Genomic DNA, 23972 nt, shown 5'->3' on the forward strand with positions numbered 1-23972 from the left:
ATCCTTAGAACCTTCCCGACCGGAAGATCGAGTAAAGCAGCCACAAGAACATCAGCGTCGCGACCACAAAGCCGATTTCGATTGCCGGAATGTTCCAAAGCAAAGTCGGCATCCGCGAAAGGGAAGAGCCGATGATGAGGCCAACCATAATGATGCTGAAGGCCAGCAATACGATGCTAAACGACAAGCGATTGCTGATCTGGTCCAGCTTACGGAGCAGCTGCTCCATCTCCGGTACGTTCATATCCATCTTCAGCTTGCCGCGAGCTAGTGCGCTCGACAGATTGCGGATCTGCTGCGGAAGATCCACAAGCGAATCCGCCAGCTCGTAAGCTTCGTCAAACAGCTTCTTGCCAAGCCGGCGCGCGGCATATTTCTCACGCATCAGCTTGCGCCCGAAAGGCTCCGCTAAATCCAGAATGCGAAGGTCCGGGTCGAGCGCCAACGCCACCCCTTCGACGGTGAGCAGCGCTTTGCCCAGCAGCAAGAGGTCAGCGGGCAGCACGACGTGATGCTTCTGGGCCGTTGCAAACAGATCCTGTAACGCCTGACCGATCTGGATCTCTGCGAACGGGATATCATAGTAGCGCTCACGAAGCCGATCCAGGTCCATGCGCAGTCCGGCCGTATCGGCATCGTCTCCGACAAGGCCCATGCGCAGAATCGCCCGCACCATCCCCTCCGTGCTGCGCCGCATCAAGGCGATCACCAGCGAGGACAGATGATCCTTCATCTCCTCGCTAAGCCGCCCCACCATACCGAAGTCGATGAAGGCGAGCTCCCCTTTGCTGGTCACCAGCAGGTTGCCGGGATGGGGGTCCGCATGGAAAAAGCCCCCCTCAAAGATTTGCCTAAGCAGCGCATTCACCAGCCGCTCCGCCAGATCCTTACGGTCGTACCCCAGCGCATCAATCCCCAGCAGACGGTTGAGATGCTGCCCCTCCACGAATTCCATCGTTAACACGCGGGAGGTCGTGAGTGGCCAATGGACCGCCGGGATATATATTCCTTCATCCGCCTTGAATTGCCGGCGAATCCGCTCCATGTTCCGGCCCTCGAAGCCGTAATCCAGCTCCGCGCGGATCGAGCGGGCGAACTCTTCGACCATTTGGGGAATTTGATACCGGGATACCCAGGACCAGCGTTTGTTCGCCAGCGTCGTCAGATGCTGCAGGATGTCGAGATCCATCTCGATCACCGGGGCGATGCCGGGCCGCTGGATTTTGATTGCGACCGGCTCTCCTGTTATGAGGCGGGCCCGATGCACCTGGCCAATCGAAGCTGCCGCGAGCGGCGTCTCGTCGAAGCTCTGGAACAGCCCCGCCAGCGGCTGTTCCAGCTCCGCTTCCAAAATGGCGCGAGCCTCCTCCGCCGGAAACGGCGGCACCTGGTCCTGCAGCTTGACGAGCTCTTGGATGATCGCCTCCGGCAGCAAATCCGAGCGCGTGCTGGCCAATTGGCCGACCTTCACGAAAGTTGGGCCCAGCTCCTCCAGCACGAGCCGAATTCGCTCGGCCAAGGTCCGCGAACCGCGCTCGCCGGTGTGCTGCGGCCGCGAAGGCAACCGGATCAGCCGGGCCAAGCCGATCTCCTCGGCCAAATAGCCAAAGCCATGGCGCCCAAGCGCCATGGCGATTTCACGATAACGGCCGGTATGTCGAACGAAGCTGCTCATTGCTTTAAGGCTGCTGCAGCTCGGCGAGCTGAATTTCCAGCTCCGCTACCCGCCGTGTCAACTCCTCTACCTCTTTTGCCGTGGCCAAGCCCATGTTCTGCAACGCGGACCGAACCTGCTCATTCACCAGCTCTTTGAACTTGCTTTGCTCTTCGCTGCCGCGTTCAATCAGCTTCTCCACCAGCTGTTTTGATTCGGAAGGGGCCAGCTCTCCGCGTTTTACCAAATCATCGACGATGCTTTCGATCTTCTCCTTGCTCATGATCGTCAAACCCCAACCCAGCGAAATCGCTTTTTTCAGTAAATCGCTCATTGCCCATCATCCTTTCATTTGAGGTTTGTAGTACCTATACCTATCATTACCCAATTTAGGCTCGTTGTTCATCTCCGCCGCTTGGGGCTGCAAAGAGCGGTTCGGCTTCACCCGCATAATAACGGGCCAACTCAACCATCATGCTGCCCATCCGTTCTTCCTTGGGAGCCAGCACCCGGGGCACCCCGGCTTCGTATAGACCGGCTGCCGTCACTTTGCCCACAGCCACCGCTAATACCGGGCCTTTCAGCACCTCCAGCAAAGCGTCAAGTTGCCCCTGACGCTCCGCGTGCTCCATCAGAAAGCGCACCTGCGGTCCGCTTGTAAACGTCACAGCATCAATTTCCCCGGCCAAAATATCGCTCAACAACTTCTCTAACTCCGCTTCGGGAGGCGCAATATGCTTGTAGGGCAGCAACTGGCGGCAGCTCGCCCCTTGCTCCTCTAACCAAGCGACCAGGCGGGGCGCCGGATCACCGTGCAGCTGCAACAACACGCTCGCTCCGCGCAATTCATGTTGCGCTAACCCGCGAATGAGGCCTTCCGTACTGCCGTCATCGTCGCGGACGATCGGGGTTAGCCCCCGTTTTTTCAGAGCGTTAACCGTCTTGTAGCCCCGAGCGGCAATGTTCTCCTCTCGAAGGCGCTCCAACAATTGATCGGCGACGCCCATATCCTGGGCCATATCGAACAGCGCATCCAACCCCATCCCCGTCGTAAAAATCGACCAATCCGGCGGATGCTCCACCCAATCGACAATACCGCTTCGCAACGCCTGATCGTCGAGCAACACGGTTCCCTGTGCCGGACGGTACAGCGGGATACCTCCCATGTTCTCAACCAGCTTGCCTAGTTCCTCTGCCCGACGGGGCCCGGTCAACGCAACTCTTTTCCCTTCCAGTCTCCGTGCCATCGTATACCTCCCAGGTTTATCCTATTAACTACCTTCAGCTTATACGACGGAGAAAGCGAAGTAAATTGCCATTTCGGCGATCGGCCGTTAGCCTGCCTTCGGTTCCGGTTTATTTCGGCGTGGTCGCAGCACCGCAAAGAACAGGATCGGAAAGACAAGGTAAAAGATGAAGCCGATCAACGGAAGCACGAAGTTAAAGTGAAAGAGCTGCAGCGCATTTTTAAAGAACCAGACGGAGCAGGCAAAGGCCAGCGCGCCGGCGGGAGCTGTCATCAGCCGGCCGGACAGCTTGGGGACGACGATTTGCAAGGTGTAACACAGCACATAGAGATCGAATGCGATCTTACTCAAGGCCGTCGGATACCAGAAACCCAAAAGCAGCAAATCGAAGCGGTCGATAAAATCGGTGATCTGAATTTGACGGATCATCTCGTAACTGGGGTGAATCAATCTTTCGACCAAAGGGATCCCCAAAACCATCTGCGTTATCAGCAACAGTACCACCATCAAGACGGTGCCTATGACCAAGCTGACGTAGCCTGCAATTGCCTTGTAGTATTTACCGGAAATCACGAGCGGAAGCACCAGAATTTCAGCCTGATAGGGGAAGACATACCAGGTTCCCTCCATAATCCCAGACCAATCCGGTGAGAAATAAGGTACTAAGTATGTGAAGTTTAGATCACGCATCAATACCAAAACACCAATAAACATGGAGGCGATAAAAATCGGTATGTAAATTTCGCTGAGTCCCAAAAAGGCCCGAATGCCTCCCTGACAGATGTAAACCGCCGTTGCGGTCACCATCAATCCGAGAATCGGGACCGGCGTCCGATTGAGCAGCACGGTATTGGTGAAATCCGAGATAATTCGGATGTCTCTTGCACATATAAACAGCAGAAACAAGAGGTAGATGACCAGCAGGGCCCTGCCGAAAACAGGAAACCTGCCGGCCATCGCCTGCAACAAATTGCGATCAGAGAATCGCTTCAGCGTCGTGGAGACCAACCACAACGACACAAGGCAAATCAGCCCGCTCATTATATAGCTGATGACGGCGTGCTGGTGAGCCGCTTGAGTCGCTAAAGTGTACGTATGCAGATACGATATCGATCCGATGTACAGGACCCCAAGCAGAGTGATTTGCCGTTTGGTAATTTTCATGACAGGCACACTCCTCCATGTTCGGTAGGGTTATCAATGATGATGATCAAACGGTACCAGCGGCTGTAACACCCGTCCCAGCCACTCTGTGGGATAGAAGACTTGGGAGGACCATGTCACATAGATCAGGATCCCGAAGGAAGCGGCCATCACCGAATAAAACGCCCAGCGGCTCAGCGCCCCTCCTTCCCGGAGTGCCTCCCGGTCCCGCCAGCAGTTGAAAGCAATCAACAACAACAATCCAATGTAGGAACTAGTCATTCTTGAGAAGCTCCTCCTTTATTCCCAGCGAGTCGATTAATTCGCCGCTATTCTCCAGATGAACCTTTGTCCGGACACGGACCTCGACTTCCGGCAGCAGGTCATGCCAGCGGTGTTTCATTTTGTTCCATTCGGCAGGGTACTTGCTGTTCAGGGCGGTGCTAAATCCATAAATATCCGATCGATGCTTTTGAAACGTTTCTTTAATGACCGACTGGATCTCCTGATCCAGAAACGTATTGGCATGCTTCTCCAGCGATAACATCATCGTGTGTTCGAAACTTTGCCGGGTCACATTTTCCAAGATCAACCCGGTCGCCTCGATCTCCAAGTCAAACGAGATGCTCCCATCCTCCAGATGAGGATGGATTTTCCTGTGGATTTGATTTAATACGATCGTCGCCGATTCTTGCGGATGATGTTCACCCATCACGACCGTGAATTTGGGATTCAGCGCCTGCCCCATCGCGATCAGCGCCATAGGCGCTTGCTTATCAGTTAAATAACCCGACAGCCTGTCGTCGTGAAATACGCCTAATCCATCCAGCCTGACCAGGCTTTGGCCATTCCCGACCTTCTCGGGAACACTGGGCGTCGTCACCATGACCGGAATTGCGAAATCTCTTCCTTCGGTTAGCAGCGCATTGGCCATGCTTTGGATAGAGATCGGGTCCTGCATGGCCGACTTGGCCAGCTCGCGGATCATTTCCGAAGGGGATTGCTCGATCGGGGCCTCAACGTCCAGCAATTTATATCCTGGCCCGCGGCTAAGCACAACGTAGGTCGTTAGCCGATTTTGCGGAAACCGAGCCAAGACGTCGATAGACCCGGCAATTCCCGATTTGGCGAACTCCTCTCCAATAATCGTCACCCTCCGGTGAGAGAAGTTGATCACCCGCGATAAACTGTCTTGCAACTTTTCATTCGCCTGGAATGGCGTTGGCGCCGTTTGGGAAACCATCAGGTAGGTTTTGCTGCCGGTCGTTCCGCCCCCGCCCCCTTGGGTGCCAGCACCCCCGAGCGAACTGGGCAAGGCGATTTGCGCGGTCGAACGAATTTGGCCTTCATCCAAATCCGTTGAAGTCGCCAGAACAAAGGCAACATCGTTCACTTCGACGCGATCCCAGCAGCCCGTCAGCAGGCAGGGAAGCAGGACGAACACGCTAATCGCCCGAACCCGGGCAAAGCTTGCTTTCACGAACGTTCACCATCCTTCATTGGAATCACTCCCCAATGGACGGGATTTTCCGATTCGACGAACGTTCCCTCGGGTTGCGTCCGAAGGCCGCTCCTTCATCTTCCAGATCGGCACCCTGCTGAAAATATCCTTCATATCTCTTGCCTCATACGGGGCTACCCCCTTCATGTAAGGCACGCCAAACGACTTTAACTGCGTTAGATGGACGACGATCCAAATCGCACCGATCACGATGCCAAATAATCCGAAGGCGCTGGCCAGCAGCATGATCGGAAAACGCAGCATCCGAACCGTCACCGCAAGACTAAAACGGGGAATCGTGAAGGAAGCGATCCCGGTCAGCGAGACGACGATAACCATCGGTGCGGACACGATGCCGGCCTGGACTGCAGCTTGCCCAATCACCAGCGCCCCCAGGATGCTGACCGCTTGCCCAACCGTTTTGGGCAGACGGATGCCGGCCTCCCGCAGCGCTTCAAAGGAGATTTCCATAATAAAGGCCTCCACCAACGCGGGGAAAGGAATCGCTTCCCGGGAAGCAGCGATGCTTAAGATTAAAGTCGAAGGCAGCATATCCTGATGGAAGGTCGTGACCGCGATATACAAGCTGGGCAGAAACAGGGCAAGAAACAAGAAAAAGATGCGAATCCAGCGAATCATATTGCTGATGAAAAAGCGTTCGTAATAATCCTCGCTGGCCTGCAGAAGCTGCCATAACGTCACAGGAGCAATCAGCACAAACGGCGTGCCGTCCACAAAAATGGCGATCCTCCCCTCCAGCAGCTGCGCAGCAACGGAGTCTGGCCGTTCGGAATATTGCATCTGCGGAAACGGCGAGGAAGGATTATCCTCAATCCATTCCTCGATGTATCCGGATTCCAGAATCCCATCGATATCGATGCTCTCGAGCCGGTCCTTTACATCAGCAATCAGCGATTCCTCGGCCACACCTTCGATATAGGCGATCGCGACGTCCGTCTTTGTCATCGAACCGATCACCATATCGATTAATTTCAGCTTTTCCGATTTGATTTTGAACCGGATTAAGGCGGTATTGATCCTTAGCGACTCCGTGAAGCCTTCACGCGGACCGCGGATCACCGCTTCCGTCTGCGGCTCCTGAACGCTCCGGCGCGAACCGCCCTTGACGCTGAACAGCAGCACCTCGTCCATGCCTTCAACAAAAATAGCAACGTTTGCCGTCAATACTCCGTTTATCACCGTCGGCCAGTCGGTAGCAGCCTGCGTTTGGCTTAACGAGATTCTCGTGAACGATAACGGATAGATGTCCCCGTTTGCGTGCGGGTGCTTGGCCAATCCCTCGATCAACGGACGCAGCATATGCTGCTGAACGTCCTCAACTTTAGCTATCCCTTCAATGTATACCAGCAAACCGCGGATATCCTCGGTGAGCTGAATCTCGCGGTAGATGACGTCGGAACAGTCCTGGAATACGTTTTTCACTTGCTTGATATTTTCCGCCAAATCTCGGCTGATTTTGTTCTCTTGTTTTCGTTCCTTGGTCTTCATGGGAACACTCCTTGCCGGTCCGCCGATTCATGGTGATATGATGTAGAATGTACCATTTTGGAAAATCTATGTAGACAAAAAAAGCCCTCCGGCGGCAAACCGGAGAGCAATGCAGTGGATGAATCAGGATTTCCGATCCATCTGGAACTTGTCCACTTTTACTTTTAATTGTTCAGCAATTTGAGCCAGTTGGGCGGCAGAGGAGGCAATTTCCTCAACGGAAGCAAGCTGTTCCTCCGCAGCGGCGGAAATCGTCTGGGTTTTGCTGGCGAGTTCCTCGGATATCTGACGATTCCCTTGAATGGTATCTTTTGCCACTTCCGTGCCGGTGGCCATCTCTTTGACACTCGCAACGAGGCCTTCCATCTTGTCCGCAGCGCTGCGAACCGCTTTGCGAATCCGCGAGAACGAGCGGCCGGAGGTATCAACGGCAAGAATCCCTTCGTGAACCCCCTGCTTGGCCTCCTCCATGGAGACGACCGCGCGTTCGACTTCCGCCTGCACGCTGCCGATCAGCTCCGCAATTTGCTTGGCCGATTGCTCGGACCCTTCCGCCAGCTTACGCACCTCCGAAGCAACTACGGCGAATCCCCGGCCTTCCTCACCGGCTCGCGCCGCTTCGATCGATGCGTTTAGCGCCAGCAAGTTCGTCTGCTGAGCAATACCTGTAATCACTTCGATAATACCACCGATATTGGCCGTATGCTCGCCTAACGTCTGGATGACTTCTCCCAGCTCATCAACGGTTTGCTGAATTCGTTCCATTTTCTCAACTACGCTCAGCACGGATGAGTTCCCTTCCTCTGCAGCTGCAGTCGTCTTCTCCATCGTCTCGGTAAGGTTAACGATTTGCTCCGACATTTGACTCGCCTGACGGGACATCTCTCCCATGCCTTGGGCTCCGCCTTCCAGTTCCGACAACTGCCGTTCGCTACCAGCTGCAATCTCCTGGAGGGCACCATTGACTTGCCCGATCGTGTCCACCGTTTGCTTCGCACCCGCTGACAGCCGTTCGGACGTGGTAACGACCTGGTTCGTCGTATCCCGAATGCTGGTGATGATCCCCCGAAGATGGTCTACCATCCGTTGATATTGGTTTGCCATGGCGCCGATCTCATCTGTCCGGTTCAAATAGTCCAAGCGCCGGGTCAAATCCCCTTCACTAATATGCTTGGCCGTTTCCGTCAAACGTTCCAGCGGGACGGCAATCATTCGAATCAATACGATAGCTGCCAAGACCGCCAGCACAACAGATATGCCCGTAATCAGGTACCAGGTTGGTTCAACCCCGCCGTTTACGACCAACGCTAGAATACAGGGAACCACCGCCAAAAGAATGGGGATCAATAATAGAGCTAACCTAACGCGTTTTTGCATTGACGACCTTCCTTCTCTTACATAATGAATAAGCTTTTATACTAGATTATACTCGTTGCTCCAAGTCTTGAATATAGATGCAAAAAAAGATCAATCCCCCCTGGTTGGTGGTACTCTCCTGCCCCGTATGGTCTTTCGCGCGCCTCTTTTGATGATTATCCCTTTCGTTCAGAAATAGGGAGGTTTAGGAAGGGGCTCTTCTAGCCTCCCCTTTGCACCATTATCCCTTTCAATCAGAATGGGGATCGAGAAAGGGGTCCTCTCGCTGCACCTCTTTGCATGATTATCCCTTTTGCTCAGAATTGGTGGAGCTAGGAAGAGGATCTTCTTGCTACCTCTTTGTACCATTATCCCTTTTGTTCAGAATAGAGGACTCTATGATCGGGATGAGACGAGGTTACCCGGTAGCTGATCATTCCTATTTTTACGAAAATAAGATGGCCCATCTGGAATTTTTTGCTTGCAAAAAGAACATGTGTTTGGTATAATGAAGAAAAAAGAACATATGTTCTCATTTATTGAGTTAGAGGATTTGAATTGGAGGAATCGGACATGGAATTAGGGATGAATACGGATCTTCAACCTATTAGCAGCCGTTTTCAAAGTGAGGCGGACTGCATTGAGGCAATCATCGCTATGAAGTGGCCAAACGGATTTATTTGCCCGCGCTGCGCTTATAGCAAGTGCACACGCCTGTCCTCCCGACGCCTTCCTTTGTTTGAGTGCGGACGATGCGGCTATCAGGCATCGCCTTTGGTCGGCACGATTTTTGAAAGAACCCATCTGCCCCTTGTGAAGTGGTTTCGAGCCCTCGAATTGTTCCTGCTTCCCGACGGCATCTCGGCGCTGCGGTTGAGTCAGGTCATTGAAGTTACCTACAAGACCGCTTGGCTCATGCTGCACAAAATCCGTCATACCCTCGGCGAATGCGATGCCCGGGAACTGCTCTCTGGAGACGTGAAAGTAAACTGCGATCAGTATGCGTATGATTCGTCGCGTTATCATCCGGCTGCTCAGCCATATGCCACCGCGGTTGTAGCCGGCTGCACGGTCACGGAATATGGCGAGCCGGAGCGGGTGAAGATCCAGCTGATATCGCATAAAAGAGGACAACGTGCCGACCGGCATGATCTCGCCGCGTTCATCCATGATCATATCGATGTCCATACCTCCACCGTTCAGTCGTTCCATTTGGCTTATCGGCTGTATTTGCCTTTGCGGAAAGAAGTAAGAGCGGCGTGGAACTCGCTTAAGCGCACGTATATTGCCTTGGGGCTAACACATTTGCAGGCGTATTTGAATGAATACACCGTCCGCCGCCATCTGCGCATGTCCCCTTCCGAGGAAGAAATGCGTCATAATATGCTACAGATGTGCGTATCCATTCCAGCGATCCCTTACCGCCAATTAATCACACGCCATCAGAAGCCATTCTATGCAGCAGCGGCTTAAAATTAAAGTGCTATCGAGATACTAGTGAGATAATAATGAGGTACTAATGAGATACTAGTGAGGTGCTAGCGAGGTGCTAATGTGTACTGTAGCTAATGTGGTGCTAAGGGTGCTAATGAGATACTTATGAGATACTTATGAGATACTAGTGAGTTACTAATGGCACTAATAGAAGTACTGACATGTCTACTTCCTTCTCTTTCTTCACTCCACCAGCTGACTCAACGGGATAATCATCAAAAGAGGGTGGCAAAGAGACTAGCTTCCTCCTGTCGAAACTATCAGCAACTATCGATTTTCTTGTAAAATCTTACTGCTACTTTCTTGCAATATCTTACTTCTACTTTCTTACAGCATCTTACTACCACTTTCTTGCAGCATCTTACTGCTCCTGCGCATGTTGCAACTTTATCTTTCTCCACTGCCTGATGCAACGGGATAATCGTCAAAAGAAGGCGGCGGAGAGACTAGCTCCCCCTATCTCCCTATTAACCAAGAGAAACGGGGACTAGAAAAACCGTCTGTCCGACGACAAACGGTTTTCTTCTGAATTGAGTGTGCTTTAATCCGCCAGCCGATAACCCACGCCGCGGACGGTGGTAATGTAGGTCGGACGCGAGGCATTGTCGCCGAGCTTCTTGCGCAGACTCTTGATATGCACGTCGACGACGTTGCTGCCGCCAAGAAATGTTGTTCCCCATACCTCCGACAGCAGCTCTTCTCGGGACAGCACTGTACCTTCATGTTCCAGCAGCTTGATCAGCAGTTCGAACTCCGTCTTGGTCAGCTCAATTTTGATGCCGCCCCGGTACACTGTCATTTTCTTGCGATCGATCCACAAATCCTTGAAGATCGCCGGGGACGTGCCGGTAAGCAGCCGCGACGACAACGGCCGCGGGCCGCTATTGCGAATAATCCGCTGGGCATGGTACACGATTTCGACCGGGCGGGCTGGCCAAACCAGAAGCTCTTGGTTCCTTAAGGCCGGGTCAAGGTATCCGAGCATCGACTCTCTAACGAGCAACAGCGAGGGGGTGCCGCCGGTTTCCTGTCCCACCAGCGAACGGATCACTGCTGTGTCTATGTTCTCTTGATAGGAGGTCAGATCAAAGATCAGCAGGTCGGCCGCCAAAGCGTTACGAATGCCTTGCTCCAAATGATGGAATACAAGGACATCAAAGCAGCTCTCCGACAACTCGCGCACCAGTTCATGAACCTCGCTCGGAAATGGACTAATCAAAATGACACGCTGTGTAACCGGGCACGCCACTCTGCCTAGTTCCAAGCCCTCTGGCTCGGCAACTTCAACGCCGGAAGGGCGGCGGAAGGGGACCGTATTACCCGAAATTCCGTTTTGCATCACTTCTTCTGCTGACAATTCGGACACACCCCCCCAAATACGACATGTGCATGATGAACATCATATCCCGTTTCCTCAGCCACCGTACGGTTCCATTCCTCCGGCACATGAGACATCACTTCATCCACGCGGCCGCAAACCTCGCACAAGATATGCTGATGATCGTCCAGCTTCGCATCATACCGGCTGGCTGCTTCGCCCAGCTTCAATTCGCGAATCAATTCCTTCTCGGTTAAATACCGCAGTGAGTTGTAAACCGTACCATATGCAAAATTATATCCTTGCTCAACCAGACGGTTCATGACTTCCGCGGCCGTCGGATGGTCCTTGGCGTTGCGAACGACATCATATACCGCTTGGCGTTGGGTCGTTAAATTTAAGGCTTTCATTTATCATCAATCCCTGTAGTTGTTTTTAGATTTAGTATAAGTCTTATTTTATGAAACGTCAATTCCTTTCCCCATGTCCTGTATGTTCCAACGCGCTTTTCCTAATACTATAGGATGAAAGCTAGACTACATTAACCATTTTACCGAGAGGAGCTGCACCTTATGTTGATTCGAAAATACCTGACTACTCTCCTCATAGCGGCTTTTTCAATGGGCTATATCATTTGGACGGACATACTGATTGGACTTCCATGGAATAACTTCTTAATCAACTGGAGCTACTCGCTAACCGATCCTGCCGAACGGATTTGTGCCTATATGCTGTTCCTGTTCCTGATCATCCCGGACATCTATCATTTCGTAAGCCGCAAACGGAATGGAGGCGGACAAACCTCAGGCCATGCGACTAGCTCGCAGCAAAACGAAGAGTCTTCGTCCACCTCGGCGAACAAAGACTCTTCTAACCCATCGGAGGATTTACGTTCCGGAATGCCGCCGGAACCGGAATCGGTAAATCAAGGCGGCTACAATCAGAGCGGCGGGCACAATAACATAAAATAATGGATCCATGATATAGAGGACATCGCCGCCTTTCTTGACGTGCTCACTATACGTTCGAGCGATCGTTATCGAAGTGAACAACACAATCAGGGCCAGCGGATAGAGGACCTTCCGATAGGGAATCTTGAACAAGTCGGAAGCTCCGATAACGGCCGCATAGAAATAGACAGCGATTTTGAAGAAGTCGCCAATGATCAACACCATCACCACTAAAATATCCAGACGTTGAATAAAGTCGGCAATGGAGGCTTTACCAACCATCGTTAGAAGCGGGAATATCGATCGCTCAGCAATGTCCACGCCAAGTATGGAGATCGTAATCACCACCGTCCCCGACAAAATCATCCCCGATAGCAGCACGGACATCAATCCTGCCCGGACCCCTGCTTTTACATTGTTCAAATACGGCAAAACCATGGTGAAACAAATAATCTCACCAAACGGGAACTGGTAATTTTGGCGATAAACGGACTCCAGCACCGGCCCAAACCCATCGCTTAGCACCGGAAGAATCCGGGTGAAATCTATAATTCCCGAGAACAGCAGCAGAAACAAAATGATGATCCCGATCACAAACACAACCCAAAGCAAGATAAACGCCGTGCGGGCCAGCACCTCAATGCCCTTGTGCAGTACATAAATGATCGTTAGCATCATCACCGTATTGATAATGAACAGCGGAGTCTCTTTCAACGTGGAGGCGAAAACCAATAACCCGCCGTCCATCAAATCGCGGCTAGCTTTGTTCATATAAAACAGTATATAGGCAAAACCGATTAGCCCGCCCAAGTATTTGCCTAGCAGCAATCGCATATATTGGGTGGGCAGTTTATCAGGAAAAGCGGTGTACAGAAAGGCATACCCCAGAAAGAGCAGACACCCGACCAACATGCCGCACAATACGGCGATCCAGGCATCCTCGCGGGCTGCCATGCCCAAATTCACAACCAGGGCCGTCCCGAGTTGAAACAAGACAAGCAGGGCGAAAAGTTGCATAGGACTTAGCTTCGTGTCTTCCAAGCGTATCCCGCCTCCTATTCTTTCTTTTTCAAATTATATTGGAAGGAACGATCTCTCATTTGGGAATTGCGGACGATCGAATCAATATGATATTCGACCGCGACCTTTGGAAAGATGTCGGACCATTGTCCCTTCAATTGCTTCCAGACCTTTGGATGCTGGAGCTCGAGCGTCCGTCCGAAGCATAAAACATCGCTGTTCAGGGATTGTGCCGTTTGAACGGCAGCCTTGATGTCCTTTAATATTTCCTGATTCACATCCTTTTCCAATGCATCCAGAGTTGCCAGGTCACGGAAATCGATGGGGCTGTCCATTTCCCGAACCGACAGCTGGGCCATCACCTTCACAACGAAGATAGGGTCCTCCCCATCCTTAAGAATCGCCCGAATCGAAGTTTTACTTCTGCGAACATCCAGCGTGATAGTCCCCTGGTCGTCCGGCGTGATCACAATCGAAGTGTTGTGCAGCTTATCTCTAAGCCAGATTAATCCCCGGCTTTCATTCTCATTAAGCCATCCCTTCAACTGATCTCCTTTAAACACCGCCAAATTGGACATGACCAGAAGCCCGAGGTTATCTGTTTCCTCCAGATTGTTTTTCTTTCGTACTTCTTGGACACTCCCTACAATATCAACGCCGTTGATTACTGGCCCCGAATTGGGCACGAGGACCTCGCGTATCAGATCATCAACCTCAACGGGATAATTGGCACCGTACTCTCGGGAGGTCATTTCGGCTTTTTGAGCAAGCGTATACGCGGTGATTTTCCCCATGGGGGACAGCCCGGCAATAACGTCGAGCGCTCGGATGCCTTTTTTCGCTATAAAAATTTTTGCGGTTAGGCGAATATCTGAATCCCGGTCGAGAAAATCGAGGATATCCGATATTCCCTGCCGGGCCAGCTCCTCCGAGATGACCACGATACGAACATGAGCGGTCGACATCAGCCGTGGTACCTGAAGAGAAGCCTTGCGAACGGCCTCCATAATGGATCGTCCTTCGGCGGTATAAACCGTCGTTGGGGTACCGCCTCTGCCGATTTTTCCGGAAATCTCGTCGGCGATAATCACTTGAAAGGACACCAGATAATCCTTATTTCCGGGGCCGCGATCGATACCAATCCCGGACACCACCGCCCGCCGGTTTAACTCTTCCGCATCCCAGCAACCGGACAGGGGCAGCATGACGCACAGGATCACAAGTAACCACATCGCTCTAATTCTCATTTTGGTCCTCCTGCTTCCTTGATTCCGTTTCTTGTCCGCCTTGCTGCGGGCCGCCCTGACTCGCCTCCTCTCCAGAATTCGCCGACCCGCTGGAGTTGTCGGGAGACATCGGTTTGATTTCCCCTATCTTCTTCATATCTTGCTGGCTTGAGGACATTAACGGTTCCCACCCGTGCATCCAAATCGGCAGCCGCAGGATCGCATCCTTCTGAGCCTGTGGTACAAACGGGCTGAACGGCGTCAGATACGGAACGCCAAACGACCGGATGCTGTTCATATGGGCGATCAGCATAATCAGCCCCAGCGTGATCCCGTAAAACCCAAAAAAGCCGGCCAGCACAAGAAAATAAAACCGGAACAGCCTGCCCGCAATAGATAGGTTATAGGAGGGCAATGCGAAGCTCGCGATCCCCGTCAGCGCTACGACAATAACCATGATCGGCGTGATGATCCCCGCCTCAACGACGGCCTGCCCCAGGATCAACGCACCTACGATCGACACCGTTTGCCCAATCGCCCGCGGCATCCGTACCCCTGCCTCACGTAAAATCTCAAAAACGACCTCCATGATGATGGCCTCTACGAAAGCCGGAAACGGCACTCCCTCGCGCTGAGCCATTAAGCTGACCAGCAGCAGTGTAGGAATCATCTCATAATGGAAGGTCGTCAAGGCAATATAAACCGCCGGACCTAGCAGCAAAATCACAAAGCATATGTAGCGGATGACACGCATCAGAATGCTGATGTCAAAGCGTTGAGCGTAATCCTCCGGCGATTGCATGAACTGGGCAAAGACAGTAGGCAGGATCAGCGTAAACGGCGTACCGTCGACGAGAATAACCACCCGTCCTTCAAGCAAGTTGCCTGCGGCGACATCCGGGCGTTCCGTATTATAAACCGTCGGAAACGCGGTAATGGTCTTATCCTGGATAAACTCCTCGATATAAGCGGATTCCAGGATGCCATCGATGCGAATTTGCTGGAGCCGCCGGCGAATCTCGGCTACTACATTCGGGTCGGCACTGCTTTTCATATACATCATCGCCACGTGGGTGTGGGTCACGGAGCCGATTTTCAACGACTCCAGCCATAGATCCGGTGACTTAATGCGCCGCCGGATCAAGGAGATGTTGGTCGCAATCGATTCCACGAAGCTGTCCTTGGGCCCGCGCACAACCAGCTGCGAGGAAGGCTCATTAACCGCTCTCCATTCCCCGCCCGCCGTGCCGGAAATGATTCCCTGATCACTACCGTCCACCAGCAGCACGGTGTCACCGGATAGAACGGCCAGCATGATGTCGTTCCATTCCTTCACTACCTTGGTCTCTCCCAAGGACAAGGCATCCTCGAGAATGTATTGGATGAGTCGGTCGGCGGGATAAACGTTAACTTTCTCGGGATCCAGCTCCATTAAAGGCTTGATCACGAAATTATTGATCGCTTGCTGGTCGCTGAGGGCGTTCAAATAGACGATCGCCGCCTTCGCGGGTGCCTGAACTGGACCGCCAAGCTTGAGATGACGGATGACAATATCCGGGCTGTTTCCGGATTCCTCCATGATGCGGTCCAGCATTTGCTGCAAATCCCCGGTAATTCGAGGTTGTCTGTTGCTTTTGTTCTGCTGGCCGGAGCGGCCGCGGGATAAGTGGCGCAGCATGATTAGCAACTCCTATTCTGTCTGCATCTCTTCTCTCCATTATTTGCTTTTCATTCCTTTTTCATGCGACAGAGATCGACAGGGCCTTCCGAGAATCTCAAGCGGTTTTTCTGTCCCTAAGCGGGAAATAATGTATCCGAAACGGCTCCCATTTTTAAGGAAAAACCATATGACAGGAGGAAGCCTCAATGGAGGACACCCCATTTATGTCCGGCGGACTTCCGCGATTCCCTGAATCGCTGTGGCGCAAAACAACTCCGTTGCCGGACTTTAGCAAGCTGACCGAGGACATCGATACCGACGTTGCCGTGGTTGGCGCCGGGATCACTGGAATCACCACTGCTTATTTGCTGGTGCAAGCCGGTGTAAAGGTCACCATCCTGGAGGCCGGTAAGGTCCTGGACGGCACAACCGGGTATACAACCGCAAAAATCACGGCGCAGCACGGCCTTATTTACGACAAGCTGATCAACCATTTTGGTGAGGAAGGCGCACGGCTGTATTTTGAAGCGAATGAGGAGGCGCTGCGTTGGATCGGCGAAACCGTGAAGGAGCGGAAGATAGAGTGTAAGTTCCGCCGGGAGGATGCTTATTTGTATGCGGATTCGGACGAGCAGCTCCACAAGCTGGAAGCGGAATGGCGGGCTTATGAACGCTTAGGTCTGCCTGGTGAATGGCGGGATACGATCGAGTTGCCGCTGCAAGCCAGAGGGGCCGTCGTGATGAAAAATCAGGCCCAATTCCATCCGCTTCAATACTTAAACGAATTGCTGGCGTATGTCACCTCCCATGGAGGTGTGGTGTATGAAAATACAACGCTGGAGGATGTCGCCGAACCGCAGTCGGATGGACGGCTTCGCCTGACCACGGAAAACGGCCATCACATCGTTTGCCGCCATGCGGTATCGGCCTCCCATTATCCGTTCTTTGACGGAAAAGGCTGGTACTTCACCCGGCTGCATGCCGAGCGTTCCTATGTCGTGGCCATCGAACCGGAGAAAGCCTACCCTGGCGGCATGTACATTAATTGCGGCTCCCCTACGCGCTCGCTCCGATCCGCAGAGCTGAACGGGAAGCAGGTGGTTCTGGTCGGCGGCGAGTCGCATAAGACTGGCAAAAACGACTGCACGATTCAGTCCTACGAAACCCTGGAGAAATTCGGACGGCAGACGCTCGGGATCAAGTCGATCCCCTTCCGCTGGTCGGCGCAGGATCTGGTGACTCTCGATGGCGTCCCCTACATCGGGCGGATTACATCAAACCATCCGAATATCTACGTCGCCACCGGCTTCTACAAATGGGGAATGACCACCAGCACGCTGTCCGCAATGCTAATCCGCGACCTCATTCTGGAGAAGGAGAACCGCTATGCCGAGCTGTTTACGCCTTCTCGGTTCAAGGCCGACCCCTCGATCAAGCATTTCATCACCCAAAATGCGGACGTAGCCAAAGAGTTCGTCACCGGCAAAATCGAACTCGTCCACCTGAAGCCAGAGGATCTCGTTCCGGGCCAAGGCGGCGTCGTCAAGCACCATGGTAAGCGTGCCGGAGCCTACCGCGACCAAGACGGCCTGCTCTATCTGGTGGATACGACCTGCACCCATATGGGCTGCGAGGTCAAATGGAATGAGGCGGAACGATCCTGGGACTGCCCTTGCCACGGCTCCAGGTTCGATTACAAAGGCGAAGTGATCGAAGGGCCGGCAACAGAGGCGCTCCCTCGCCTTCACCGCCAACCTGAGCAAGCCAAAAGCTGAGTTCCCCCGACACTCCGCAATCTGACTTTGGGGAATAGCACAAATCAAAGCGCATCTGTTCGTCCTATTCCTTTGAAAACAAAGGGCAAAAAGGAACAGATGCCTTTTTTCATTCACTACCTTGCTTTAATCAGTACTGTGTGATATTATACTTTTCGGCGATACTAATCAATGTTCAGTACTGATGAAATTTCAACACGTAACGTACACCCAATTTAGAAGAAACGAGGCGAAGCAGGTTTGGATATCAGCATCCAATTTAAGAAAGGCGCCTTGGAGTTATGCGTGCTGGTATTGATCCAAGGCCGCGACCGGTACGGTTACGAGCTCGCCCAATCGGTATCCAAGCATATCGAGGTAGCCGAAGGGGCCTTGTACCCCCTGCTGCGCAGACTGGTCAATGAAGGTTATTGCACCACCTACCTTAAGGAATCCACAGGCGGTCCCCCGCGCAAATACTACAAACTAACTCCCGAGGGCGAAGCGTACACCCAGAAACTGGTCGTCGAGTGGAAGCAGTTCGTACACAATGTTTCAACCTTAATTGAGAAAGGAAGCCGTTTATGAATAAAAGCGAGTTTTTGGCGAATCTTCGGGCGCATTTATCGGTTCTCCCGCCGGAGGAACAAAACGAATTGCTGGAGGATTATGAGGCCCACTTCGCTTTTGGTTTGGAAAGCGGACGGACGGAGCAAGAGATCGTGCTGGAGCTGGGAGACCCGGCGGAGCTGGCCAAAGAGGCCATTGGCAACCGCTACGTGCCCCAGGAGCATGTGTACTGGTTTGGCGGAGCAGAGCCCGCTGCCACACCGGGCGCAGCAGTCAGCACCACGCCGCCGACAGGAGTTTATGATAACGAAGCCGGTGTTCGGCGCCGCAGCGTTTTTGCCAGCGTAATGGTTTACATCGGACTGGTCTTTATCAATCTCATCGTTGTTCCGCTGCTGATCTCCTGCTGGGCTGTCGTCGTCAGCTTAGCTGCGAGTTCTGCAGCCGGAATTCTAAGTCCCTTGCTCCTTGGTCTGGAGTATCTGTGGCATGGGGAGATTTTTACAGCAAAGATATTTGCATCAGTCGCTTACGTCGGGTTGGGCATGCTGCTCGCCGTTGTCACACGATACGCTTATAAAGGCATGCTCTGGCTCAGCATCGCTTACCTGCGTTGGAATGTTCGGATCGCGAAAGGGGATCACCAAGCATGAATACGAAGAAATGGTCACTCATAGGGTTGTTGCTGATTTTGATCGGGTTGGCCGGCATGGCTTACCAGCATTTCGAATTTGGGGATGAACTGCCGTCCCACCAGCAGAAGTGGACGTTTGATCAGGGCGGCTTACAGACACTGCTCATTGACAGTGATTATGACGTCGAGCTGGAGTTTATCGACAGCCTTGACGGGACGAACTACGTGGAAATCAACGGGAATATGAATCAGAAGACAATCGATGCGGTGAAAGCTGCTCAAATCTCAGAGGGGACACTAAAGCTGGATCTAAAAGATAAGTTCGACTGGACCTTCTTCTCGATCAACTTCCAGTCCACCAAGCAGCGAATTACCGTGGCGCTGGGCGACAAGGGCGAATTGAATCGGATCGGCTTCAAGTCGGACTCCAGCAACGGGACGTTCCGCGGTCTTCGCGCCGATGATATCGATCTGTCGATCGACTCAGGGAATCTCCGTGTGGAGAACATCAAGGCGAATGGGATTCGTCTGGCCTCCTCTTCGGGTAACGTTACAGCCGAAAACATCCAAGGAAATGCGGAAATTCAATTAGACTCGGGGAATATTCGTGTCGATCAGTTTGAAGGTACGCTGACCGCGAAGTCGAGCTCCGGCAACATCACCGCCAACCAGGTAAAAGGGACCGTCAAAGCTACGTCCAACTCCGGGGACATCCGGTTTAATCGATTTACAGGCGATGGCAGCTTTAAGTCCAATTCGGGGAATATTACGTTGTCGGAGCAACGCTCAGACAATTTGGACATCTCCGTAGGCTCAGGCAATGCAACACTGTCCGCCGATGCCGAGTTCAAAGGCTATTATGACCTGCAATCCGGCTCCGGCAACACTACCGCGCCGGATTCACCGCGGCAGACGCAGGACCTGATTAAGGTCCGGGCGAATTCCGGTAATATTCGAATCCGCTAGAAACACAAAAGAGAGGCCAGAGTTCATATCAAACTCCGGCCTCTCTTCTTTATTCGATTTCCCGCTGCGTAATTCGGTTCAGGAAAGAACGGGCTCGATCGCTGGACGGATGATTCAGCACTTGGTCCGGCGTCCCCGATTCGATAATGTTCCCCTCGTCCATCAGTACGACCCGGTCGGCGACCTCGGCGGCGAACTTCATCTCATGGGTAACGACGGCCATCGTCCGCCCCTCAAGGGCCAGCTCCTTCATGACCTTCAGCACCTCGCCAACCAGCTCGGGATCTAGCGCCGAGGTGGGCTCGTCAAAGAGCAGCACGTCCGGGCTCATGGCCATCGCCCGCGCAATCCCCACCCGCTGCTGTTGCCCGCCTGACAGCTGATGCGGATAGAAATCCGCTCGGTCACCGAGCCCTACCTTATTCAGCAGCTCCAAGGCAACCCGGCGGGCTTCCTCTTTGCTCTTTTTCAGCACCTGAACCTGGGCTTCCATCACGTTCTGGAGCGCCGTCATATGCGGGAACAAATAATACGCTTGGAACACCATGCCGGTCTTCTTGCGCAGCGCCAGCACTTCGCTTGTCTTCGGTTTCCGGCCAGCGCCGAATTCCAGCTGAACGTCGCTGATTCGAAGCGTTCCTCGCGTTGGAGTTTCCAGCAGGTTCAGGCAACGCAGCAAGGTTGTCTTCCCCGATCCGGAAGGCCCGATGATGACCAGCACCTTGCCCTGCTCGACCTCGAGATTAACTCCCTTGAGAACTTCCTGGGTACCAAACGACTTGTGTAAATCGCGAATTTCAATCATGAATGGTTGGCCTCCTTACCGGGCGGTGAAGCGGCCCAGCCGCTTCTCCAGTCGATTTTGCAGCGCCGATAGGATGGTGCTGAATATTAAATAGATCAAGCCCGCTTCCGAGTAAACAACCAGCGGTTCATAGGTCGTTGACGTGATTTGTTGGGCGGTACGGAACATCTCAGTGTACGTCACGGTAGCGGCCAACGACGTATCCTTAACCAAGCTGATAAAGGAGTTGGCCAGCGGCGGCACCGAAACCCGTGCAGCTTGCGGCAGGATGATCCGCCGCAGCGCCTGCAGCCGGGTCATCCCCAGCGAATAAGCCGCTTCCCATTGGCCTTCGTGAATCGACAGGATCGCGGCCCGTACAATTTCCGAGCCGTACGCGCCGACGCTAAGCGTAAAGCCGATGACCGCTGCCGGAAACGGATCTAGAACAATCCCGATGGAGGGAAGACCGTAAAAGATGATGAATAACTGCAACAGCAGCGGCGTCCCGCGGATGATCCAAACATAGAATCTGGCGAGCAGCCGCAGCGGTCCGAAACTCGATAACCGCGCAAGCGCGGTCAGGACGGCTACCAGCAGCCCCAGCGCAAACGTGATTAACGTTAGCGGAACCGTAAAGGCTACCCCTGCTTTTAGCAGGGGAAAAAAAGAGTCTACGATAATATTCCAAATGCGTTCATCCATCGTTTAAGCATCCTTTTCCGAAGGAAGCGGCCCTCACGGGCCGCCTCCAATTGTTTAAATAGCTTATTTCGAAACGTCTTCTCCGAAGTATTTCTCCGAGATTTTCAAGTAGGTTCCATCGGATTTCATCGCGGCCAGTGCCTCGTTCACCGCTTGCACCAGCTCCTCGTTGCCCTTGTTAAACAAGGCTGCGCTCTCCGACGCTTCCGGCATTTCGTCAACCACTTTCAGCTTCACGTCCGGTCTTTGCTTCTTCAGATCCAGGAAGGACAAGCCGTCGTTGACCGTCGCGTCGATCCGTTTGGATAGCAACAGGTCGATCGCTTGGTTAAAGCCTTCCGTTGCAACGATTTCCGCTCCGTTCTCTCTGGCGATATCCGTCAGGTTACTCGTCAGCGATTGTCCGGCCTTCTTCCCTTTCAAATCGGCGAAGGTTTTGATGTCCTCGTTGTCTTCCGGCACGATCAGCACGGCACGGGAAACGATGTACGGGTCGGAAAAGTCGTATTTTTCCTTGCGGTCATCACGAATTGTTACTTCGTTGAATACCGCGTCAAACCGTTTTGCATCCAGTCCGGCAAAAATACCGTCCCACGGTGTCTCGATAAATTCAGCTTCCACGCCCAGACGTTTGGCAACCTCTTCTGCGATCTCTACGTCGAAGCCGGTCAGCTTGCCGTCCTTGTCATGGAAGGTGAAAGGCGCATAAGTTCCCTCCGTACCGATCCGCAGCTTACCGCTGGCTTTCACGGCTTCCAGCAAATTTTGCTCCGCCGGCTGCTCGTTGGCCGCATTACCTGCGCTGCCTTGGTTCGCACCTGCGTTGTCTGCCGCTTGATTTTTCGTATTGTTATTACCGCAAGCTGCAACCAGCACGGTCAGCACCAGTGTCAACAGCAGTAAACTCCATTTTTTCATTGAATCCATCCCCCGTCTATCCATGTTTTTAATTTAAATTCCCTATAAAAACACTAGGTTTAATTGAATATTACACACTTCGCCATGAATCGTCAAATGCTTTTTGTTGCCTGATTGTTGCCCTTAGTATGTCCAACTGATTGAACCTTGATTTCCTATAAATGAACGAATATAATGTTCGTAACTATTTTGTGAAGGAGGTGGGTAGAGTGGATCGCAAATTTGCGTGGAATCGAGTGGGCCAACTGCCGGTGGCAATGTTTGGCATTATTCATGCAGCAGCCAACAACGGGAGAAGTCTGTCCATTTTTGGAAACTCGATATCCAAACCAAATTGCGAAATGCCGCTCCTACCTTAACCTCACTTACGCGTGAGCTTTAAAGGCAGCAGGATTTCCTGCTGCCTTCTTTTTTGTAGGATCGGCATGGGATTAAAGGAGAACGAAACCATGATGATCCAAGGCCAAAATATACAGAAGTATTACGGCGCGGGCAAGACCACCTGATGAAGCTTTTGGCCGGCATCGAGCGTCCGGACCAGGGACTGCTGTCGATTCCAAAAGGCGCCCGAATCGGCAGTCTAGCGCAAATTCCTGACTATAACCGGGAAGAAACGGTTTACGACGTCCTGCTGGGCACCTTCGCCGACGTGCGGAGTCTGAAAACGGAGATGCGTCACTTGGAAGCGGAAATGGCGGAAGCTGAGGATTCCAACGCGCTGGATTCGCTGCTTCAGCAATATGTCCGGCTGCAGGAGCGGCGTGACGCCCTGCAGCTCCGCGCCGACGAGCTCCTCCAGCAGTATGTCACCCTGCTGGAGGAGCATCCAAACTAAAGGAGGTTTGTCCCCATGAACCATGGGAAACCGGTATTTGAGCTCCACCCCGATGACCCCCGGGTCAAGGCGCTGGCCAGCGCCGATCCCCGGATGGGCCGGCTGATCGCCCTGATTGGAAGCCTTGCGACCAAACCGCAAGGCCCTTTGTTCACCGAGCTGGCTCGCTCAATCATCAGCCAGCAAATCTCGGTCAAGGCCGCCTCCACCATTCGCGGCCGTGTCATCGAGTTGGCCGGGGAACTGTCCCCGGCCGCCCTCTTGGCCCAAAGCGACGCCGACCTGCGCGCCGCCGGGCTGTCCGCTTCCAAAGTCGCTTACCTCAAAGATTTAAGCGACAAAGTCCAATCCGGTCAGCTTGACCTGGACCGGCTGCAGGAGCTTGATGATGAGGAAGTCATCAAGCAGCTGGTTTCCGTGAAAGGCATCGGCCGTTGGTCGGCCGAGATGTTCCTCATCTTTGCCTTGGGCCGGGATCATGTCGTTTCCTATGGGGATGCCGGTCTGCAGCGGGCGGCAAAATGGGTGTATGACATGGAAGAGCGCCCGGACCGCAAATATTTGCAGCAAGCAGCCGCGCAGTGGCCATCCTACGGCTCCATCGCCTCGCTTTATTTATGGGAAGCCATCAACCGGGGACATGTGGATTCGGGAGAAACCTTCAGCGAGCAGCTGACCAGTTTCGGCATTCAGACAGATTAAGCTTGTCGAAGGAATATTTTGGATAT

Annotated in this window: 25 protein-coding genes; 9 read left to right on the top strand and 16 right to left on the bottom strand. The window is 53.1% G+C overall.

Annotated features, from left to right (window positions below; all coding sequences use genetic code 11):
- Positions 1-4: 4 nt before the first annotated feature.
- The 8 genes from U9M73_RS15960 to U9M73_RS15995 all read right to left on the bottom strand — a co-directional run bounded on the left by U9M73_RS15960 (position 5) and on the right by U9M73_RS15995 (position 8431).
- Positions 5-1675 (bottom strand): ABC1 kinase family protein, encoded by a 1671-nt coding sequence (locus U9M73_RS15960; protein ID WP_323078025.1) that lies wholly within the window; start codon positions 1673-1675, stop codon positions 5-7.
- 4 nt (positions 1676-1679) lie between these two features.
- Positions 1680-1988, bottom strand: a complete 309-nt coding sequence (locus U9M73_RS15965; RefSeq protein ID WP_009223694.1) for a phasin family protein — start codon at positions 1986-1988, stop codon at positions 1680-1682.
- Between the two features lie 55 nt (positions 1989-2043).
- On the bottom strand, positions 2044-2901 hold the full coding sequence (locus U9M73_RS15970; protein ID WP_009223693.1) for a uroporphyrinogen-III synthase: 858 nt from the start codon (positions 2899-2901) through the stop codon (positions 2044-2046).
- Positions 2902-2988: 87 nt separating this feature from the next.
- Complete coding sequence (locus U9M73_RS15975) at positions 2989-4065, bottom strand: GerAB/ArcD/ProY family transporter (protein ID WP_260071042.1); 1077 nt, start codon at positions 4063-4065, stop codon at positions 2989-2991.
- 33 nt (positions 4066-4098) lie between these two features.
- Complete coding sequence (locus U9M73_RS15980; RefSeq protein ID WP_009223691.1) at positions 4099-4326, bottom strand: hypothetical protein; 228 nt, start codon at positions 4324-4326, stop codon at positions 4099-4101.
- Entirely contained in the window at positions 4319-5524 is a 1206-nt protein-coding gene (locus U9M73_RS15985) for a Ger(x)C family spore germination protein (protein ID WP_260071043.1), read from the bottom strand. The genes U9M73_RS15980 and U9M73_RS15985 overlap by 8 nt, the downstream gene beginning before the upstream one ends.
- Before the next feature lie 6 nt (positions 5525-5530).
- A complete protein-coding gene (locus U9M73_RS15990; protein ID WP_260071044.1) occupies positions 5531-7054 on the bottom strand; it encodes a spore germination protein in 1524 nt (507 codons plus the stop codon).
- Positions 7055-7177: 123 nt separating this feature from the next.
- Positions 7178-8431 (bottom strand): methyl-accepting chemotaxis protein, encoded by a 1254-nt coding sequence (locus tag U9M73_RS15995; RefSeq protein ID WP_260071045.1) that lies wholly within the window; start codon positions 8429-8431, stop codon positions 7178-7180.
- 552 nt (positions 8432-8983) lie between these two features.
- On the opposite strand from U9M73_RS15995, the gene U9M73_RS16000 reads away from it, so the two are divergent.
- Positions 8984-9883 (top strand): IS1595 family transposase, encoded by a 900-nt coding sequence (locus tag U9M73_RS16000; RefSeq protein ID WP_323078028.1) that lies wholly within the window; start codon positions 8984-8986, stop codon positions 9881-9883.
- Between the two features lie 562 nt (positions 9884-10445).
- On the opposite strand, the gene U9M73_RS16005 is transcribed toward U9M73_RS16000, so the two are convergent.
- Both U9M73_RS16005 and U9M73_RS16010 read right to left on the bottom strand, forming a co-directional pair.
- Positions 10446-11261, bottom strand: coding sequence for a response regulator transcription factor (locus U9M73_RS16005; RefSeq protein ID WP_232282228.1), 816 nt, complete (start codon positions 11259-11261; stop codon positions 10446-10448).
- Positions 11243-11632, bottom strand: a complete 390-nt coding sequence (locus U9M73_RS16010; RefSeq protein WP_009223685.1) for a Fur family transcriptional regulator — start codon at positions 11630-11632, stop codon at positions 11243-11245. Before U9M73_RS16010 ends, U9M73_RS16005 begins: the two co-directional genes overlap by 19 nt.
- Positions 11633-11794: 162 nt before the next feature.
- Between U9M73_RS16010 and U9M73_RS16015 the strand changes: the two genes are divergently transcribed.
- Positions 11795-12193, top strand: coding sequence for a YczF family membrane protein (locus U9M73_RS16015; RefSeq protein WP_009223684.1), 399 nt, complete (start codon positions 11795-11797; stop codon positions 12191-12193).
- Here U9M73_RS16015 and U9M73_RS16020 read toward each other — a convergent pair.
- From U9M73_RS16020 to U9M73_RS16030, 3 genes are read right to left on the bottom strand one after another with little or no spacing between them, the layout of a single operon-like run.
- On the bottom strand, positions 12110-13213 hold the full coding sequence (locus tag U9M73_RS16020; RefSeq protein WP_260070956.1) for a GerAB/ArcD/ProY family transporter: 1104 nt from the start codon (positions 13211-13213) through the stop codon (positions 12110-12112). The genes U9M73_RS16015 and U9M73_RS16020 overlap by 84 nt on opposite strands.
- A gap of 14 nt (positions 13214-13227) precedes the next feature.
- Positions 13228-14439 carry a Ger(x)C family spore germination protein gene (locus tag U9M73_RS16025; RefSeq protein ID WP_323078030.1) on the bottom strand — a complete coding sequence of 404 codons (1212 nt, stop codon included), beginning with the start codon at positions 14437-14439 and terminating at the stop codon, positions 13228-13230.
- A complete protein-coding gene (locus U9M73_RS16030; RefSeq protein ID WP_009223681.1) occupies positions 14429-16096 on the bottom strand; it encodes a spore germination protein in 1668 nt (555 codons plus the stop codon). Before U9M73_RS16030 ends, U9M73_RS16025 begins: the two co-directional genes overlap by 11 nt.
- A gap of 188 nt (positions 16097-16284) precedes the next feature.
- On the opposite strand from U9M73_RS16030, the gene U9M73_RS16035 reads away from it, so the two are divergent.
- From U9M73_RS16035 to U9M73_RS16050, 4 genes are all read left to right on the top strand, one after another.
- The gene (locus U9M73_RS16035; protein ID WP_009223680.1) at positions 16285-17853 is read left to right on the top strand and encodes an FAD-dependent oxidoreductase; all 1569 of its coding nucleotides are present in this window, start codon (positions 16285-16287) and stop codon (positions 17851-17853) included.
- 240 nt (positions 17854-18093) lie between these two features.
- Positions 18094-18420 carry a PadR family transcriptional regulator gene (locus tag U9M73_RS16040; protein ID WP_009223679.1) on the top strand — a complete coding sequence of 109 codons (327 nt, stop codon included), beginning with the start codon at positions 18094-18096 and terminating at the stop codon, positions 18418-18420.
- Complete coding sequence (locus U9M73_RS16045) at positions 18417-19055, top strand: HAAS signaling domain-containing protein (protein WP_323078033.1); 639 nt, start codon at positions 18417-18419, stop codon at positions 19053-19055. The genes U9M73_RS16040 and U9M73_RS16045 overlap by 4 nt, the downstream gene beginning before the upstream one ends.
- On the top strand, positions 19052-20002 hold the full coding sequence (locus U9M73_RS16050; RefSeq protein WP_323078034.1) for a DUF4097 family beta strand repeat-containing protein: 951 nt from the start codon (positions 19052-19054) through the stop codon (positions 20000-20002). The genes U9M73_RS16045 and U9M73_RS16050 overlap by 4 nt, the downstream gene beginning before the upstream one ends.
- Positions 20003-20051: 49 nt before the next feature.
- Here U9M73_RS16050 and U9M73_RS16055 read toward each other — a convergent pair whose 3' ends face one another.
- The 3 genes from U9M73_RS16055 to U9M73_RS16065 form a co-directional block, all read right to left on the bottom strand.
- Complete coding sequence (locus U9M73_RS16055) at positions 20052-20807, bottom strand: amino acid ABC transporter ATP-binding protein (RefSeq protein WP_323078035.1); 756 nt, start codon at positions 20805-20807, stop codon at positions 20052-20054.
- Between the two features lie 15 nt (positions 20808-20822).
- Positions 20823-21491, bottom strand: coding sequence for an amino acid ABC transporter permease (locus U9M73_RS16060; RefSeq protein ID WP_009223675.1), 669 nt, complete (start codon positions 21489-21491; stop codon positions 20823-20825).
- A 63-nt stretch (positions 21492-21554) separates the two neighbouring features.
- Positions 21555-22409 (bottom strand): amino acid ABC transporter substrate-binding protein, encoded by an 855-nt coding sequence (locus U9M73_RS16065; protein WP_323078036.1) that lies wholly within the window; start codon positions 22407-22409, stop codon positions 21555-21557.
- Positions 22410-22570: 161 nt separating this feature from the next.
- Here U9M73_RS16065 and U9M73_RS16070 point away from each other — a divergent pair, with 161 nt between their 5' ends.
- The 3 genes from U9M73_RS16070 (at position 22571) to U9M73_RS16080 (ending at position 23946) form a co-directional block, all read left to right on the top strand.
- Positions 22571-22768 (top strand): RAxF-45 family protein, encoded by a 198-nt coding sequence (locus U9M73_RS16070; RefSeq protein ID WP_323078037.1) that lies wholly within the window; start codon positions 22571-22573, stop codon positions 22766-22768.
- A gap of 146 nt (positions 22769-22914) precedes the next feature.
- Positions 22915-23244 carry a hypothetical protein gene (locus U9M73_RS16075; protein ID WP_323078039.1) on the top strand — a complete coding sequence of 110 codons (330 nt, stop codon included), beginning with the start codon at positions 22915-22917 and terminating at the stop codon, positions 23242-23244.
- A gap of 15 nt (positions 23245-23259) precedes the next feature.
- Positions 23260-23946, top strand: a complete 687-nt coding sequence (locus tag U9M73_RS16080; protein WP_323078041.1) for a DNA-3-methyladenine glycosylase family protein — start codon at positions 23260-23262, stop codon at positions 23944-23946.
- Positions 23947-23972: the final 26 nt, after the last annotated feature.

Origin of the sequence: Paenibacillus phoenicis (assembly GCF_034718895.1) — a bacterium.
Classification (GTDB): Bacteria; Bacillota; Bacilli; order Paenibacillales; family Paenibacillaceae; genus Fontibacillus; species Fontibacillus phoenicis.